Annotated in this window: 12 protein-coding genes and 1 pseudogene; 4 read left to right on the forward strand and 9 right to left on the reverse strand. The window is 41.2% G+C overall.

Features of this window, described 5'->3' with window-relative positions:
• Window positions 1-252: 252 nt before the first annotated feature.
• A complete protein-coding gene (gene ompA / locus AAC852_RS17185) occupies window positions 253-1,560 on the forward strand; it encodes a porin OmpA (protein ID WP_340622041.1) in 1,308 nt (435 codons plus the stop codon).
• A gap of 61 nt (window positions 1,561-1,621) precedes the next feature.
• On the opposite strand, the gene matP is transcribed toward ompA, so the two are convergent.
• Entirely contained in the window at window positions 1,622-2,071 is a 450-nt protein-coding gene (gene matP / locus AAC852_RS17190; protein WP_340622042.1) for a macrodomain Ter protein MatP, read from the reverse strand.
• Between the two features lie 205 nt (window positions 2,072-2,276).
• On the opposite strand from matP, the gene AAC852_RS17195 reads away from it, so the two are divergent.
• Window positions 2,277-4,007, forward strand: coding sequence for an AAA family ATPase (locus tag AAC852_RS17195; RefSeq protein WP_340622043.1), 1,731 nt, complete (start codon window positions 2,277-2,279; stop codon window positions 4,005-4,007).
• A gap of 84 nt (window positions 4,008-4,091) precedes the next feature.
• The gene (gene fabA / locus AAC852_RS17200; RefSeq protein WP_340622044.1) at window positions 4,092-4,610 is read left to right on the forward strand and encodes a bifunctional 3-hydroxydecanoyl-ACP dehydratase/trans-2-decenoyl-ACP isomerase; all 519 of its coding nucleotides are present in this window, start codon (window positions 4,092-4,094) and stop codon (window positions 4,608-4,610) included.
• Between the two features lie 165 nt (window positions 4,611-4,775).
• Here the strand turns inward: fabA and pqiC are convergent, their stop codons facing one another.
• The 5 genes from pqiC to rlmKL form a co-directional block, all read right to left on the reverse strand.
• Entirely contained in the window at window positions 4,776-5,324 is a 549-nt protein-coding gene (pqiC, locus tag AAC852_RS17205; RefSeq protein ID WP_340622084.1) for a membrane integrity-associated transporter subunit PqiC, read from the reverse strand.
• A gap of 53 nt (window positions 5,325-5,377) precedes the next feature.
• The gene (gene pqiB / locus AAC852_RS17210) at window positions 5,378-7,027 is read right to left on the reverse strand and encodes an intermembrane transport protein PqiB (protein ID WP_340622045.1); all 1,650 of its coding nucleotides are present in this window, start codon (window positions 7,025-7,027) and stop codon (window positions 5,378-5,380) included.
• A gap of 1 nt (window position 7,028) precedes the next feature.
• The gene (gene pqiA / locus AAC852_RS17215) at window positions 7,029-8,297 is read right to left on the reverse strand and encodes a membrane integrity-associated transporter subunit PqiA (RefSeq protein ID WP_340622046.1); all 1,269 of its coding nucleotides are present in this window, start codon (window positions 8,295-8,297) and stop codon (window positions 7,029-7,031) included.
• Between the two features lie 109 nt (window positions 8,298-8,406).
• Complete coding sequence (locus AAC852_RS17220) at window positions 8,407-10,317, reverse strand: ABC transporter ATP-binding protein (protein ID WP_340622047.1); 1,911 nt, start codon at window positions 10,315-10,317, stop codon at window positions 8,407-8,409.
• A gap of 4 nt (window positions 10,318-10,321) precedes the next feature.
• A complete protein-coding gene (gene rlmKL, locus AAC852_RS17225; protein ID WP_340622048.1) occupies window positions 10,322-12,475 on the reverse strand; it encodes a bifunctional 23S rRNA (guanine(2069)-N(7))-methyltransferase RlmK/23S rRNA (guanine(2445)-N(2))-methyltransferase RlmL in 2,154 nt (717 codons plus the stop codon).
• Window positions 12,476-12,628: 153 nt separating this feature from the next.
• On the opposite strand from rlmKL, the pseudogene AAC852_RS17230 reads away from it, so the two are divergent.
• Window positions 12,629-12,754, forward strand: a pseudogene (locus tag AAC852_RS17230) (type II toxin-antitoxin system Phd/YefM family antitoxin); the annotation flags it as partial.
• Window positions 12,755-12,795: 41 nt separating this feature from the next.
• On the opposite strand, the gene AAC852_RS17235 reads toward AAC852_RS17230, so the two are convergent.
• The 3 genes from AAC852_RS17235 to pepN all read right to left on the reverse strand — a co-directional run bounded on the left by AAC852_RS17235 (window position 12,796) and on the right by pepN (window position 17,375).
• Window positions 12,796-13,347, reverse strand: coding sequence for a cell division protein ZapC (locus AAC852_RS17235; protein ID WP_340622049.1), 552 nt, complete (start codon window positions 13,345-13,347; stop codon window positions 12,796-12,798).
• A gap of 170 nt (window positions 13,348-13,517) precedes the next feature.
• A complete protein-coding gene (gene pyrD, locus AAC852_RS17240; protein ID WP_340622050.1) occupies window positions 13,518-14,528 on the reverse strand; it encodes a quinone-dependent dihydroorotate dehydrogenase in 1,011 nt (336 codons plus the stop codon).
• A 228-nt stretch (window positions 14,529-14,756) separates the two neighbouring features.
• Complete coding sequence (gene pepN, locus AAC852_RS17245) at window positions 14,757-17,375, reverse strand: aminopeptidase N (RefSeq protein ID WP_340622051.1); 2,619 nt, start codon at window positions 17,373-17,375, stop codon at window positions 14,757-14,759.
• Between the last annotated feature and the right edge of the window lie 242 nt (window positions 17,376-17,617).

Genomic DNA, 17,617 nt, shown 5'->3' on the forward strand with positions numbered 1-17,617 from the left:
TTGTAGATTACCGTCAGTAATATTTAGCAATTGTAATTGTATATTTAAAAAATCTGCGTCACGAATCATAGTGTACTTGTAAGTTTTAAAGTTCGTTGTAGACTTTACAAAGTCGGGGTTGTACTTGTTAATCTTATATTTCAGGAGTTATCTATTGATAGAAGTGCGTATACCCAACTAAATATCTCAACTAATGGCCAATAATAAGACTTTTAAGGCTAACTGCTTTTTTGGATGATAACGAGGCGTACAATGAAGAAGACAGCTATCGCAGTGGCAGTAGCAACTTTTGCAACTGTTGCTCAAGCAGCTCCCAAAGAGAATACTTGGTATGCTGGTGCTAAGTTAGGATGGTCCCAGTTTAATAAGACAAAATTTACTGACTTTGGTTCTAATGCAGCAACATCGTACCCAATAACAACAGGGTGGATAGACAGATGGGGACATGGTCAGCGCAAACCAAATTACCGCCCCACCCAGCCGTTTGCCGCAACAGGTGATGCGACAAATAGAAATCAACTGGGTGCTGGAGCTTATATAGGTTATCAGGCAACTCCATATTTAGGCTTCGAACTGGGTTATGACTGGTTAGGAAGCATAAAATATAAAAGCTCTGCCAATAATGGGGATTTTCGTGCTCAGGGTGTCCAGTTGACAGCAAAATTAAGCGTTCCAGTTACGAATGATTTAGATGTTTATACCCGCCTGGGGGGGATAGTATGGCATTCAAGGGCCTCAGCCCATTATAATTCTAAAGACATATCTTATACAGGTGGAATATTTTATAATAAAGAAGATCTCCCTTCTCCTGGTGATACGGGCAAAATTTTTCCGCAATCCGGTTGGTCACCAACTACAGATAAAGTAAATGTGAAAACCAGTAGCACAGGTATTTCTCCATTAATAGCAATTGGTGCTGAATATGCACTAACCAAAAATCTGGCAACTCGTTTGGATTACCAGTGGACCCCAAAAGTAGGCCGAGGAGGAGATGGTAACTCACGTCTGGATGGTCGGGAGGCCGCTATCGGTGCTCGTCCAGATATTGGCCTGCTAACTGTTGGTATTTCTTACCGTTTTGGTCAGGATGAAGCCCCCCTGATTGCTGCACCTGTTACTCCGGCTCCAACTCCTGCTATCGAGAAAAAGAGCTTTACCCTACGCTCAGATGTTCTGTTCAACTTCAATAAATCAACATTGAAACTTGAAGGCAAGCATGAGCTGGATAATCTCTATAACCAACTCACGAAAATTGATCCAACTCAGGGACATGTTTTGGTAGTCGGTTATACTGACCGTATTGGTAGTCAACGCTATAATTTGCCCCTGTCTCAAAAACGTGCCCAATCCGTTGTAGACTATCTGGTAGCTAAAGGTATCCCTGCAAACAGTATTCAAGCTGAAGGTCGCGGTAAAGAAGATCCTGTTACTGGGTCAGCATGTAATAACATCAAAGCTCGCACTAAATTGATTGATTGCCTGGCCCCAGACCGCCGGGTAATCATCAATATTCAAGGTACTCAGGAAATTAATCAGACTCAATCCAAAGTATCTCTGTAATAGGCTCATTAGTAATGATAAAAGTGCAAACCCCATGTTCACGCATGGGGTTTTATTGGATTTATTTCCCTAAAATAGCAACCAAATCCTGTTTCAAGCTCAACATCTGGTGAGTGTATTTTTCTTTATATTCGGCATCTTCCAATAGTTGCACTATTGTTTCTGATAACGTCTTACCTCGGCGCTGGGAGAGATTTGAAAGGCGCTGCCAGACATAAAAATCCAAATCAATAGACTTTTTACGCGAATGCTGATGTTCAGCATTAAAATGACGTTTACGTCGCGCCCGAATGGTTTGTTTCATGCGATTGGATAAATCTTGATTCATGTGCTGTGATATCCATTGCATTACCTTGACAGGTTCTCGTTCCAGTTTCAGTAATTCACTAACCGCATCCTGAGCAGCACTTTTTTCAATATATTTAGTAATTGGCTCACCTTCACGATGCTTTTTTACCAAGTAAGCCCATTTCCAGCCACATTCCAGATTTTCCAATTGTTGATATTTCATTTCATCTCTCAGTGACAGCGTAACTTAAATTAAGCATAGCAATTATTTATCTAAATTGCTCATAACAACACAAGATACTGAAATATTTTATGGGCAGTTAATGAGTTAGCACGAATATTATCTTTTTCAAAGATTATAACATGTTGGTTCACTGCTTAATCTTGTATAATAAATGTTTCTTTTTTCATTACATGTAGCTATCACTTTGACGAATCTAAAATTAGACTGGCAGTCATTACAGCCAGACAGTGCACCTTATCAAGCACTTTTCAATTCTGTTGCTGAATTGTCTACTATTACTATAGAAGCAATTCAACCCAGATTGCATAATGGACTAACACTTTTTTGTCAGGCCAACTTACGTCAATCTTTTATGTTGCTAAAAGCAGAAGAGAGTGATGCCTATCTGGCTCTTTTGTCCGACACAGTTTCGGCATTATTACCAGAAAATCGTCCCAATGTTGGAGGCTACTATCAGATTGAACACCAAACCATCACGTGGCACCCGTCTGGTGAAGGCCCTTTCTCACCAAATCAGCGTGTTGCTTATCGTGAATGGATTGAACCGGAACAATTGTTTGGCAATATTTATACACATCAAGGTGTGCTTCAGTTACAACCAGGGCTTATTCATCACGTTAATGGTGGAGTCCTAATTCTACCTCTGCGCACTCTGTTATCCCAACCACTAATGTGGGTTCGCCTCAAGCAGATGATCATTCAGCGCCGTTTTGATTGGTTATCACATGATGAGCATCGTTCCTTGCCTCTGCCAATTCCCTCAATTCCGTTAGATTTACATCTGATTCTTGTAGGAGATCGGTTGAGCCTTGAAGAGTTACACGCAATCGAACCAGAACTGGCAAGTAACGCTTTATACAGTGAATTTGAACTGGATATGCCATTCCATGAAGAAGCAGATCTGGCAATATGGTGTCGCTATGTCAACGGACTCATTCAACAACAAAAACTCCCATCTTTGAGTGCCGATGCATGGCCAGAATTACTCAGACAAGCTATCCGCTATACTGAAGATCAATTCAGCCTGCCTTTAGATATCCAGTGGTTGAGCCAAAAACTGACAACGGCAGCCAATTATCAGCAGGAAAATCAGATTACACTCCATTCTCTGCAACAGGCAGAAGAGAATCGACGTTGGCGCCATGCATATTTGGCTGAGCGTAGTATAGATGAAATCCTGAAAGGCCAAATACGGATCCGCACTCAAGGTGCTGTTATTGGTCAAATTAACGGATTATCCGTACTTGAATATCCGGGCTATCCAGATCCCATCGGTGAACCCTCTCGTATCAGTTGTGTTGCCCATTTAGGCGATGGAGAATTTATTGATGTAGAGCGTAAGGTTGAACTGGGTGGCAATATTCATGCAAAAGGCATGATGATCATGCAGGCTTATCTGATCTCTGAATTGAAACTGGATCAACCACAGCCATTCTCTGCTTCGATTGTATTTGAGCAATCCTACGGTGAAGTTGATGGGGACAGCGCTTCATTGGCAGAATTATGTGCATTAATCAGTGCCCTGTCACAACAACCTATTGACCAGCAAATCGCTGTCACAGGCGCCGTAGACCAATTTGGTTTTGTGCAACCAATTGGTGGCGTTAATGAAAAGATTGAAGGTTTCTTCCATGTGTGCAACTGCCGTGAATTGACCGGTTCACAAGGTGTAATTATTCCAATGGCCAATGTACAACACCTATGCCTGCATCAGGATATTGTTAGCGCTGTGAAAAGTGGCAAATTCCATATTTGGGCTGTTGAACACGTATCCGAAGCCGCTTCATTATTGACCGGCATTCCTTACTATGATGCACAAAAAGAACACTTGTTAGCTATGATATACGAGCGTATTACACAAGTGAATAATCAAGAACGTCCTAAGTTACCTTGGTTTTTACGCTGGTTGGGTTAGTGAACCTATATCTGATCGGAGTTGTTCAGCGTACAACTGTACGCTATTCTTTAGCCTTACCCAATGATAAGGCTATTTCAAAATATGTTTAAAAGACAAGAGTCCTACACGAAAGAAGAACTTCTAGCCTCTGGAAAAGGTCAGTTATTTGGTGAGAATGGGCCACCACTCCCTTCTGGCAATATGTTAATGATAGATCGCATCATTAAGATGACAGAAGACGGTGGCACTTATAATAAAGGGTATATCGAAGCTGAGTTCGATATTCATCCTGACCTGTGGTTTTTTGGTTGCCATTTTATCAATGACCCCGTTATGCCTGGTTGCCTTGGCCTTGATGCAATGTGGCAACTTGTTGGTTTCTTCATGGGCTGGCTTGGTGGTGAAGGCAAAGGTCGTGCACTTGGTGTTGGAGAAGTAAAATTTACAGGACAAGTGTTACCAACAGCTAAAAAAATCACTTATCGCATTAATTTTAAACGTGTTATTAACCGTAAACTTATTATGGGTCTGGCTGATGGTGAAGTATTAGTGGATGGTAAACTTATTTACACAGCAACCGATCTGAAAGTCGGCATATTCAAAGATACCAGTAATTTTTGATATTCTTGTATTACTTACCAATTCCTCCATCTATGGCAATCACCTCCGCTAATTGTGCAGAGGTGATTTTCTTAAGCTGAGTTGTTAGCTAAATACAGAATAAAAAACAGCAAAGCAAACTCAATTAATTGATAATCAAATAACCTTATTACTCTGAATAATTGATTAACCTTGTGAAGCTATCTGACTGACAATAGACTGAGTCAACTGATTATAACCCGCGGCCAAAGTGCGCACTAATTCCGCATAACCATCTTTCGTTTGTTTCAGTTCTAAGTTAAATGCTCGCTTAATCGCGTCTTTCTGTTTAGATAAGACCCAATATCCCTGAATAGTCACCCGCCCATCATATCGCCCATGAAAAGCTGTTATTGTGACATCCAGTGCATCAGCATTCTCCTCTATTGGTTGATCAGAAACCAACCTTTGTGGAAATGCAAAACTGAGCTGATTAACTAAAATTTGTTGTAATTGTTGTTCCAGTGGACTCGCCCATAAGTGATTTGAGGCATCACTATAAGTGACATCTCCCGTTTGATAAACTATGCCAGATGATGCGAGATAATCAACGAGATGTACCCTTTTTACCCATAACTGACGCTCTTGATTGGTATCTATCCTGCTTACCTCTGAAATTATTGTTGAAGCAGGTAATTGGTAATAAATTTTTTTCGGTTGGCTACTACTGCATCCCGAAATTAATAGGTTTCCCATAATCAAAAAACTGACAGGAATTAAAAGAGCCAATCTTAACATCAACTTTTTCATTAATTACGCGCCTTTTTGGGTTCTGGATCTGGAGTTGCTTCTGCTTCAAATACCAATGCGTTGCTCTTATTGTTCAGCGTCTTCAATATTGGCTGCAATTCGCGCAAGACCTGATCCAGGCGCTGCATATTATCCACCAGTTTGTTGTAAACTGGCGATCCTGGCTGAATACCCTGCATACTGTGATTTAATTCATTCAACGTATTATGTATATCTTTGGGGAGATTTTGAGCTTCTTTGCTTGCAAGAATGCTATTTAACTCATTCATGGTCTTATGTGCTGCCTTGATTGTTTTCTGGCTCTCTTCTAACGTTCGCGTTGCCTGAATAAAGACTGGCTCAATTGGCATTTGATTAATTTTGTTCAGAGCCATGATAACTTTTTGCTGAATTTGAGCTAATCCACCACTTATGGTTGGTAAAATTTCATAACTGGCAAGTTTTCGCGGGCCTTTCCATGATTTCTCATCGGAATAAAAATCCAGATCAATGTACAGTGCCCCTGTCAGTAAGTTTCCTGTTTTCAAAGAAGCTCTTAAACCACGGGAAATAATTTCTTCCAACTCTTTATCTGTATAAAAACCATCACCAATTTCTTTCTCGAACCGTTCAGGTTCCATATGAATTAAGACAGGAATACGAAAATCGCTATCAAGACGCTGTCTGATCCCATCAGTATAAAAAGGAACTTTTGCTACTGTTCCTACTCGTATACCACGAAATTCGACAGGTGCTCCCGGTTGCAATCCTCTGACCGAATCAGAGAAGAAGAGTAAGAAATCTCTGTGTTCTGTATAAAGTGAGTTTTCGATATTTTTTTCATTATCGTAAAGTCTAAAAATTTCTTTTTCTTTAACTGGACTACCTAAATCCCATCCTTTCGGCACGTCAAAACTCACACCTCCGGCAAATAAAGTCGATAATGCAGCTACCTCAACTCTCAGCCCCTGCGAAGAAACATCAAAAGCAATACCGCTGTCTTTCCAAAACCGGACATTAGTTGTCAGTAGTCCATCATAAGGAGCATTAACAAAAATCTGATACTTGGCTAAGCGAGATTTAGGATCAAAAGTACTCGTTTCCACTGAACCAACACGATATCCACGAAATAAAACCGGATCACCGGGAGATAATCTTCCGGCTTTCTCACTGGTTAAAACTAACCGAATACCTTTGGCATCAGGCGATGCCAAAGGTGGTGCATCTAGTAATGAAAATTTTCTTTCTTCACTACCTTCATTGCCGGGTTGTAATTCAATAAATACTCCAGATAATAAGGTACTCAGGCCAGAAACTCCTTCACGACCAATTTGAGGTTTTACGACCCAGAATGCAGTATCTTTATGTAATAACCTCTCCATACCATCATTTAAGCGCGCTTTGATAATCACTTCGCCTAAGTTATCGCTTAATGACACTCTTTCAACCACACCAACATTAACACTGCGGCTTTTTATTTTCGTTTTTCCGGCTTCAATACCTTCAGCATTAGACGTTATCAGAGTGACTTCGGGCCCTTGATGGCTAAAGTGATAAAATAATATCCAGGCTCCAATAAGCACAGTAACAATCGGTACGATCCATATAGGTGACCAACTCTTAAGTTTACTGATCCTGGCCTGAGTCAGCTTCTCTTCTTTATCCGTCACCTTATGATTCCTCATTCTTCTGTAACTCAAATTTCTTATTAGCTTTATCCCAGGTTAAGCGTGGATCAAATGTCATTGACGCAAACATTGTCAAAATCACCACCAAAGCAAATAATATTGCTCCTGTTGCAGGATAGATACTCATGAACTGCCCCATGCGTACTAATGTCGATAAGACAGCAATAACAAAAACATCAATCATTGACCAGCGCCCAACAAATTCCACCACTTCGTAAATCAAATGCATAGTTTCCGAGTTATATCTGCCATGACGTTTAGCGTTCCAGCATAACCAACAGATAGAGAACATTTTCAGCACAGGCACCATAATACTGGCAATAAAAATAACCAGAGCAACCGGATAAGAGCCAGTACTCCAGAGCAAAATAATGCCTTCCAAAATGGTTGAGTTAATGTGACTTCCTAACGTCTGAGTCACCATGATCGGCAATGCATTCGCTGGAATATAAAGTATGGCTGATGTGACTAATAGTGCCATAGTCCATTGAAGACTATAGTGACGTCGAGCATGCCCTTTTGAGTGACAACGAGGACATTGATGTTGTTCAGCAGGCAAAATAGCAGTACAACATTGACACAATCTGATGCCCTGAACTAAACCGGGTTTACCCGCTTGCAGAGGCATACACACTTTGGGTGCAGATTCTATATCATTCCAAATCCAATATCTGTCAAGACATTGGAACGCTCTGACCTGAAACAGGCAAAAAAAACAGTAGGGCAGAAAACTCAGACCAACCGCAATATCGCCATAAGCCATAAGCTTAACGAAACTAACCAGCACCCCGGCTAAAAAGATTTCTGCCATACACCAGGTTTTCATCTGAAACAAAATACGTGCCAACTCAATTTTTAGCCGACGCGCTATTTTAATGTTCTGGCATAAAAGGATAATGGAAACCATGCAGAATGCAGGCACAAGCTGCACAAAGATCAAGAAGAATACAGCTATGCTCGAATAATCTTCACTGAACATGACCTCTGGGATCTCTGTCAGAGTAATTTCATTAACAATACCGGCAACATTCATGCTAACGAAAGGAAACAGGCAAGCAAGAAATAACATTAATAATGAACTTACTGCATAACCTGTCGGTTGATTACGTGGTTCTTTCCATTTTGCAGTCAGTAAAGTATCACATCGTGGACAAACAGCCTTATTTCCTTCCTCCAGGTCAGGTAAGGCCACCAGCATATCGCATTGGGAGCATAAAACCAGTTTGTCATGCTGATGATTGTCAGAACACAAAGTACCTCTCCTGTAACAAATCAATGCCGCTTTTTTCTTATTTTAGCCCTATAAATTGCCGCTGTATTAGCGGCAATTTGTACACTATCGGATATATATGCAGCAAATATCATCCATTTTTCATCATTTCCAGCTCCTGCCAGCGATCAAAAGCTTTTTCTAATTCTTGCTCTTTATCTGCCAGTTTCTGCAACACGTTTTGTGTGATTTCGTGTGATTGATTAAAAAATTCTGGATCACTAACCTGAATTTGTAGCTGTTCTATTTCTTGTTCCAACGTTTCCAATAATGATGGTAGTTGTTCTAACTCTCTGAGTAAATGGTAACTTATCTTATTATTTGAACGTTTCGTCGTTTCCTTAGCTTTAACCGGTTTGGTTTCCACTTTCTCCTTTTTCATAGAAGACTGGCGTAAAGAGACTGTTTGTGCCCGTTGCTGCTGAGCATCAAAGTATCCACCCACATAGTTGTTGATTTCTCCATTACCTTCAAAAATCCAACATTCTGTTACTGAATTGTCAACAAACTGACGATCATGGCTTACCAAAATCACTGTACCGCTATAACCATCCACAAGTTCTTCCAGTAACTCCAACGTTTCAACGTCGAGATCATTGGTAGGTTCATCAAGAATAAGCAAATTGCTGGGTTTCAGGAACAAACGCGCTAACAGCAGGCGGTTACGTTCACCACCCGAAAGTGCCCGGACGGGTGTCATTGCCCGTTTAGGATGGAAAAGGAAATCTTGCAGATAACCCAAAACATGACGTGGTCGCCCGTTTACTACCACTTCCTGTTTACCTTCGGCAAGGTTATCCATCACTGTTTTGTCTGGATCAAGGGCTGCACGATGCTGATCAAAATAAGCGACTTCAAGTTTTGTTCCGCAATGGATCTGACCACTATCTGCCGACAAATCTCCCAACATCAATTTCAATAATGTCGTTTTGCCACAACCATTCGGCCCGACTAAAGCAATTTTGTCACCACGTTGAATTTGAGCCGAGAAATTCTTAACTAATGACTTATCACCAATCTGGTAATTAACATTTTCCAGTTCGAACACAATCTTACCGGAGCGTGTCGCCTCTTCGACCTGCATTTTTGCCGTGCCAATAACATTACGGCGCTCAGAACGCTCTGCACGCAATGCTTTCAATGCCCTTACCCGCCCTTCATTACGGGTACGGCGTGCTTTAATCCCTTGACGTATCCAAACTTCTTCCTGAGCCAGTTTTTTATCAAATTCAGCATTCTGTAGTTCTTCAACCCGTAAAGCTTCTTCTTTGCCTTCAAGGTATTTATCATAATTTCCCGGCCATGAAATCAGTTTTCCACGATCCAAATCGACAATTCGAGTCGCCATACTGCGGATAAACGAACGGTCATGGGAAATAAAAACTAAGCTGCCATTAAAATCTTTCAGGAAATTTTCCAACCACTCAATCGTATCAATATCAAGATGGTTAGTTGGTTCATCAAGGAAAAGCACTTTTGGTGAACTGACCAAAGCCCTTCCTAAAGCGGCTTTACGTAACCAACCTCCTGACAGAGAAGATAATTTCGCTTCAGCAGGCAAAGAAAGCTGTTTTAATACATCATTAATGCGGCTGTCGAGTAACCAAAGACCGCGAATATCTAACACTTCCTGCAATTCCGCCAATCGGTTCAGGTTTTTGTCGCTGGGATCTGTTTCTACCAAACGCGAAGTGTGATGAAATGCTTTGATATATTCCGCCTGCTCTTTCACTCCTTCGGCAACAAAATCAAATACGGTTCCTGCTACATCACGAGGAGGATCTTGTTGCAAACGGGCAACAACCAGATCCTGTTCATAGATAACTTGCCCGTCATCCAGCATCTGTTCTTTCGACAGTACACGCAATAAGGTAGATTTCCCTGCCCCATTGCGGCCAACCAGACACACTCTCTCATTTTCTTCGATATGTAACTCAGCATTATCCAATAACGGCGCATCACTGAATGATAACCAGGCACCAGATAAACTAATCAATGACATAATATTATTTTTCCTCGCCAACGTGACGCAGCAACCAGCAATTATGGATCTGGCGGTTACGGGCAAAATCTTGAGATAAAGTTTTTTCTGTGATTTCTTCTGCAACCAGACCTAACTTCTCAAGTTCCACAAAATCCATTTTAAAACCACGCTTATTGTTGGAGAACATTAAAGTTCCGCCCCGACGAAGCAAGCGTTTCAGCTCTTTCATTAAGGTAATATGATCACGTTGGACATCGAATGTCTCTTCCATACGTTTGGAATTGGAGAATGTCGGAGGATCAATAAAAATCAGATCAAATTGTTCACGTGTCTGCGCAAGCCAACCCAAACAATCAGCCTGAATCAAACGATGCTGACGCCCCGTCAGGCCATTTACCTGCAAGTTTTTCTCAGCCCACTCAAGGTAAGTGCGGGACATATCCACTGTGGTCGTCGAGCGCGCTCCTCCCAATCCGGCATGAACGGTCGCTGAACCAGTGTAGGCAAATAAGTTAAGAAAATCTTTCCCTTGACTCATTTCTCCCAATTTCTGCCGGGCAATGCGGTGATCGAGAAATAGTCCTGTATCCAGATAATCTGTCAAGTTAACCCAGAATTTCGCCCCATACTCATTCACTAAAAAGAATTCTTTCTTTTCAGCGAGTTTTTCATATTGATTTTTGCCTTTCTGACGCTGACGGGTTTTCAGGATTAGCTGATTAGATTGCAATCCGAGCACATCCATTGTTGCGCTGATTACATCAAATAAACGTTGACGCGCTTTATTGGCATCAACAGATTTAGGTGGTGAATATTCCTGAACAATAACTTTATCAGCATAGCGATCAACTGCTACATTATATTCCGGCAAGTCTGCATCATATAACCGATAGCAATCAATACCCTGCTGTTTAGCCCATTTACTCAGCTTCTTCTCATTCTTACGCAGACGGTTCGCATAATCTTCAGCAATACCGCTATCCAGTGATTGCGGTTTGTCTGATAACTGATCGTTTTTCTGAATGGAAGAGTTTATCTGGATAAAATAGTTTTTCTGAACACAATCCAAAGGACCATTTTTCGCTTTAAACTCACGTTCAGCCCGCAATTGCAGGCAACTCAACAATTCTGGTGAAGCACTGAATAGAGATAAGCGCCAGCCCGAAAAACGGCTTTTCATGATCCGGCCAAATACATTGTGTAAAGCAATCAGTGCAGGCTCACTCTCAAGACGTTCTCCATAAGGCGGGTTACTTAATACTGTACCTGTTACCCCTTCCGGCAATGGGTTTTCCAGCTTACCTGCATCTCCCTGCTGGAACTGGATCAATTGGGAAACACCCGCTCTTCTGGCATTTGAGCGCGCCATATCCATAACCCGACGGTCAATATCTATACCAAAAAAGCGGGAAGTCGTTTCTTGCAGTCCCTTTCGGAAACGCACCTGCGCTTCCGTGACAACTTCACGCCAGATTGTTTCATTGAATTTCAACCATGAAGTGAATCCCCAATGTTGACGGCGTAAACCAGGAGCACAATCTGCCGCTATCATTGCCGCTTCAATCAATAACGTTCCTGAACCACACATCGGATCAACCATCGGCGTTCCCGCATTCCAACCAGAACGCAAAACAATCGCTGCGGCCAAATTTTCCTTTAAAGGGGCCTGTCCGGCCAAATCACGATAACCACGGATATGCAACCCGTCGCCACTTAAGTCCAGGGAGACAGTTGCTTTTTCTTTATTCAGGAAGACATTAATACGCACATCCGGTTGCTGTTTAGCAACATCAGGACGCTGCTTTATCTTGCGCATAAAACAGTCAACAATGGCGTCTTTTACTTTCAGAGCGCCATATTGTGTATTTCTGATTTCTTCATTTGTACCACTGAAATGGACTGAAAATGTACTATCTACTGAAAAAATCTCAGTCCAGTCAATAGATTGAACTCCCAGATATAGGTCCAGGTCACTGTATACCTTGAATTCATTAAGCGGAAGCAGGATTCGGGATGCCAGTCTGCTCCAGAGCAGGCTTTTATACATCACTCGTTCATCACCTTTAAAATGAACCCCACCTTGGGCAATCTTGCAGGATTGCGCACCCAGTATTTCCAGTTCGTTTTTTAACAGTTCTTCCAGTCCACGTGCCGTGCTGGCAAAGAGAGAGTTCATGCTATTATTCACCAAGACTATTATTTACCAAGAAATGTACCACCAAAAAAATTGCTGCCATTATAGCTAATACCAGCAACATGTCATAAGATTGCTCACCCTGAACAAAAATCAACCTGTTTTTTATGTGTTACTGCGTATTGTGTTATTGCATATTGTGTTACTGCGGAACTGTACGAAAAAATGTCGGAGGCTCTCGATGATCAGATATTAATTAAGATAGTGAAAGAGAGGGAAAATCAGCCCTTGATTGATGTAGATATAGATCAATATTTATAAGCTATAAAGTTAATTTGTTGTCTTCCCATAATATAATAACGTTAGATTACCTCGTCATATATTGGCGCCTGGGCGGGTTCAATATAAGGCATTAAACGATCATTCATTATTTTGATCGGATCACAAAAATTCATCACGCGATCACCGAGATCTAATTTTTGCTGCACTAATAAGCATACGCTGGCACTATCTCCAGCTTCAGCAACCATAAACAGAATATCTGTTCCATCGTTTTGTAAACGCACCTGAACAATTTCTCCTTGCTCTGGTTTAGTCATTAAAGAAAAAACAGAAAAATACCAGCTTCTTGGCATTTGTGGTTTCATAAAGCGAAACGCAACTAATCCATTTAGCGCTAATTCAACCCTGAGCTCTGGTGCAATATTAATGCGGCGGGAATATTCTTCGAAAGTATAATAAAGTGCTGCATCATCGACAGAAAAACAGCTTTCTTTCATCGTGGTTGCATAAATAGTCAACATTTTGGCAGGAAAACGGGAACGAAAAACCATACCATTAGCAAGATCGAGCATGACACGATTATGCTCGGCATCAAAATACCAGCACCACTTATCATCAGGTCTAATTCTCATTGCTTACCCTTTTATACTCAAAATAGTTTACTTGTTTAAAAATAAGCACCACCATCATGGAGATTCAAAAGAATTGATAAAAGATTAATCTGCCAGACAAAATATAGACGAATTGGGGTCAGAAATAAACCCCCAATACAAAACCTTCAATACAAGATTGCAGCGAATACTCAGATATAATTGACAATATCTTTGATTAACTTTGGCCCTTTATAAATAAATCCAGAGAATATCTGAATCAATGAAGCTCCTGCTTCCATTTTTTCTCTGGCAGAAACTAGAGAGTCAATTCCACCAACGCCAATAATTGGTATTTCACCTTTTAATTCCTGAGAAAGACGTCGAATAATCTCTGTGCTGTGCAGTTGTACAGGGCGACCACTCAAACCACCAGCCTCATGACAGTGACTCAATCCTGCAATAATCTTTCTATCTAATGTGGTATTAGTCGCAATAACACCATCAATGTGATGACGCATTAAACTATCTGCGATTTTTACTAATTCTTCTTCTGTCAGGTCTGGCGAAATTTTTACAGCAACGGGAACGTACTTTTGATATTTTTGTTGTAGTTCACTTTGTTTATTTTTAATCGCAGACAAGAGATCATCCAGTGCTTCACCATACTGTAATGTTCTCAGGCCCGGTGTATTAGGTGAAGAGATATTAATCGTAATATAACCTGCATGAGGATAAACTTTATCCATGCAAATCAAATAATCATCTTTACCATTTTCTACTGGTGTATCTTTATTTTTACCAATATTAATTCCGATAATTCCGTTGTATTTTGCTCTTTTGACATTCTCGACCAGATTATCGACGCCAAGATTATTAAAGCCCATCCGATTAATAATGCCTTCCGCTTCAACAACGCGGAATAACCTCGGCTTATCATTCCCGGCTTGCGGTCGTGGCGTTACTGTACCAATTTCAACAAAACCAAAGCCCATCGCACCAAACGCATCAATGCAATCACCATTCTTATCAAGACCAGCGGCTAAACCAAGAGGATTTTTAAATGACAATCCCATACAAGTGACGGGCTTAGTAGCAACTGATTGACGGATGAGGAATTCGAAAGGAGTATCGGTAACAAGTTTAAGCTGGCGGAAAGTAAGTTCATGTGCTTGTTCCGGATCAAGCTGGAACAATGCCTTTTTTAGAAGAGAATAATACATGCAATCTCCTGCAAGCATAATGACAGGTCATGGTGACAGTGAAATAAGCGCGGAGCATCTTAAAGAGATCCTGGCAAAATGTAAACGTAGCAAAGAAGATATTTTTCAGTGTACTTCTGTATTAACAAATAGCTGTATTAACACCTCGCTATGTTAACAAGTTATCGATAGAAGAAGATCTGAACAGCAAAATATCCTCCGGCTGTTGCCGGAGGAAAATATCATAACTCAGCTTTCAAGTGCCTTGGTGATTTTTTCGAACAAGTCACCAGATAAGTTTTCCAACTCTTTCAATTCTTCTAAGGTAGCCCGCATTAGCACCTGACGTTTTTCATCGTAACGTTTTAAACGAATCAACGGTTCAATCAAACGTGACGCCACTTGTGGATTCCTGCTGTTCAGGTCAGTCAATACTTCTTTCAGGAACTGATAACCACGCCCATCTTCAGCATGGAATGCTACTGCGTTATTGGCAAAGAAAGTTCTTAGCAACGAATAAACCCGGTTTGGATTACTCAGACTGAAAGAACGATGCTTCATCAGGCTACGAACTTTATCAAGTACATCAAACGCCGGGCTAGTGGCTTGAAGAATAAACCATTTATCCATAACCAAACCATCTTGATGCCAACGTTGATCAAATTCATCCATCAGTTGATAACTGCAAGGCAATTCTGCCGCCATCGCCGCAGATAATGCAGCAATAGTATCCGTCATATTATCAGCCTGATAATATTGGGCAGCGATTAATTTATCTGCCTGCCCCTTATCTTCAATAAATGCTAAATAATGCAGACAAATATTGCGTAATGCTCGTTTCGCAATATCCTGGTGATCCACACGATATACACCTGTATGAATACTGTGATAAATAGCAGCGAACTCATCTACCATTTCATTAGTCAGACTACGTGTGATGGCATAAAGCACCTCATGAATAGCCCGTGGATCAATTACCGTAAACAACTCTGCCATTTCATTTTCAGATGGCAATGTCAGGATCAGAGCGGCCAAGGCAGGATCGATATCCTTATCCAACAACACCGCACGGAATGCATCAATCACATGCATTGGTAATTCTATTGGCTGAGATTGCTGATAACGGGCAACATTCAGTTTTACATAATTAGCCAACAGCGCTTGTGCGGCATCCCAACGGGAAAATTCATTACGTGCATGCTTCATTAAGAACACCAATTGGGTATCACTATATGGATAATCCAATTTCACTGGTGCCGAGAATTCACGTAATAAAGAAGGAATCGGCTGTGCCGGAACATCATCAAATATAAATGATTGTTCTGCATTGATAACATTCAGGATATGGTGAACCCTCTGACCATCACGACACAGTGGGATCACCCGACCATCTTCATCATACAACTCAATATCCAGCGGAATATGTAGTGGCAGTTTCTCTTTCTGATCGGCAGTTGGTGGTGTCATCTGACTGACATGCAAAGTATATTGCCGTTTTTCTGCATCATATTCATCGCGGACAGCCACTATCGGCGTACCGGATTGGCTGTACCAACGACGGAATAATGTCAAATCAACGTTTGAAGCATCTTCCATCGCCTGAATAAAATCGTCACAGGTTGCTGCGCTACCATCGTGACGATGAATATAAAGCTGCATCCCCGCTTGAAATTGTTCCTCACCCAGCAAGGTATGGATCATTCGGATCACTTCCGAGCCTTTTTCATAGACTGTCAGCGTATAGAAATTATTCATCTCCATCACTTGATCAGGGCGGATAGGATGCGCCATTGGGCTGGCATCTTCAGCAAACTGTGCTGCGCGCATAACACGCACATTATTAATGCGGTTAACAGAGCGTGAACCTAAATCAGAACTGAATTCTTGATCACGAAATACCGTCAGCCCTTCTTTCAGGCTTAACTGGAACCAGTCACGGCAAGTGATCCTATTTCCCGTCCAGTTATGGAAATATTCATGGCCAATCACGGCCTCAATGCCGAGATAATCCTTGTCTGTTGCCGTTTCAGTTTTAGCTAATACATATTTGGAGTTAAAGATATTCAGCCCTTTATTCTCCATCGCCCCCATATTGAAGAAATCAACAGCGACGATCATGTAAATATCAAGGTCATACTCCAAACCAAAACGAGTTTCATCCCACTTCATGGAGTTTTTCAGTGATGTCATGGCCCAATCGGCCCGATCCAAATTACCCCGGTCTACAAACAGCTCCAGAGCAACTTCACGACCACTACGGGTAATAAAAGTATCATGCAAGACATCAAAATCCCCCGCCACCAACGCGAACAAATAAGAAGGTTTCGGGAATGGATCCTGCCACTTCACCCAATGGCGGCCATCATCAAGCTCTCCCTGCTCAACGCGGTTACCATTAGACAATAAGAAAGGATATTTAGACTTATCTGCGGTAATACGGGTCGTAAAACGGGCCAGTACATCCGGTCTGTCCAGATAATAAGTAATGTTACGAAAACCTTCCGATTCACACTGCGTACACAGAGCATCACCTGACACATATAACCCTTCAAGTGCAGTGTTAGCAGATGGATGGTTTTCATTAACAATTTTCAGAGTAAACTGTGCGGGTAATTGTTCTATGATTAATTTACCACCCTGCTCCTGATAATGTTCCCACGCTATGTCATTGATATGAATACTCTTCAGTGTGAGATTTTCCCCATCCAAGATGAGTGGTGTAATGTCATTAATCAGACGTTTTACCTGGCTGGTTGCCGTTACAATTGTTTTATCGGCATCCAGAACAAAATCGAGCTCAATATCTGTAATAGTGTAATCTGGCGCTTTATAATCCAGACGATGTTTAACAAGCCGTTGTTGTGTCATAAGAAACCTTTTTCATTACTAGACTGAGAAGCTAACGCTGCCACAGAGATCCCGTCCTTTCAATCTTGAAATCTCTTTTTTCGAATGTTAATCATTTATTAAATAAAGGTGCAAATGATGTAACCAGAATATTGGTGCTTTTGTGCTAATTGTCATCTCATATTGTATTTAACATGATATCATCTATAAATTGATCAACCTTAATCTCTATTGTCCGGAAAAATATATGTGATTATGTGGCT

Source organism: Xenorhabdus siamensis (assembly GCF_037996745.1).
Taxonomy (GTDB): Bacteria; Pseudomonadota; Gammaproteobacteria; order Enterobacterales; family Enterobacteriaceae; genus Xenorhabdus; species Xenorhabdus indica.

Bases quoted from the DNA above. Each gene is read 5' to 3' on its own strand.
- pqiC (WP_340622084.1), bottom strand. From the start codon at position 5,324: ATGGGAAACCTATTAATTTCGGGATGCAGTAGTAGCCAACCGAAAAAA.
- AAC852_RS17235 (WP_340622049.1), bottom strand. From the start codon at position 13,347: ATGAGAATTAGACCTGATGATAAGTGGTGCTGGTATTTTGATGCCGAG.
- matP (WP_340622042.1), bottom strand. From the start codon at position 2,071: ATGAAATATCAACAATTGGAAAATCTGGAATGTGGCTGGAAATGGGCT.
- pyrD (WP_340622050.1), bottom strand. From the start codon at position 14,528: ATGTATTATTCTCTTCTAAAAAAGGCATTGTTCCAGCTTGATCCGGAA.
- fabA (WP_340622044.1), top strand. From the start codon at position 4,092: ATGTTTAAAAGACAAGAGTCCTACACGAAAGAAGAACTTCTAGCCTCT.
- AAC852_RS17220 (WP_340622047.1), bottom strand. From the start codon at position 10,317: ATGTCATTGATTAGTTTATCTGGTGCCTGGTTATCATTCAGTGATGCG.
- ompA (WP_340622041.1), top strand. From the start codon at position 253: ATGAAGAAGACAGCTATCGCAGTGGCAGTAGCAACTTTTGCAACTGTT.
- rlmKL (WP_340622048.1), bottom strand. From the start codon at position 12,475: ATGAACTCTCTCTTTGCCAGCACGGCACGTGGACTGGAAGAACTGTTA.
- pepN (WP_340622051.1), bottom strand. From the start codon at position 17,375: ATGACACAACAACGGCTTGTTAAACATCGTCTGGATTATAAAGCGCCA.